A 326-nucleotide genomic window follows, 5' to 3' on the forward strand; every position below is an offset into this window, starting at 1 on the left:
ACGATGGGTGCGTTACTGGCAACGCTGGCAGGACAGAGGGGGGCGCCGTAGAGCGCAGACCCTGCAGAACTGCGGGGGCGCAAATGCCTGACCGCTCCTTCCTTTCCTGGCCGTTCTTCGAAAACCGCCACCGCGAACTCGCAGAACGCCTCGACGCCTGGTGTGAAAAGAACCTCCCCGTCGATCACCACGACGTCGACGCCGCCTGCCGCGACCTCGTCGCAAAACTCGGCCTCGACGGCTGGCTGAAGCCGACCGCGCTCGACCCGGCCAATCCTGGGCCGCTCGACGTGCGCACGCTCTGCATCACGCGCGAGACACTTGCC

Annotated in this window: 1 pseudogene; it reads left to right on the forward strand. The window is 66.6% G+C overall.

Features of this window, described 5'->3' with window-relative positions:
- Positions 1-83: 83 nt before the first annotated feature.
- Positions 84-326 (forward strand): annotated as a pseudogene (locus tag EN852_RS37690) (acyl-CoA dehydrogenase); the annotation flags it as partial.

It is taken from the genome of Mesorhizobium sp. M2E.F.Ca.ET.209.01.1.1, from assembly GCF_004010375.2.
Taxonomy (GTDB): Bacteria; Pseudomonadota; Alphaproteobacteria; order Rhizobiales; family Rhizobiaceae; genus Mesorhizobium.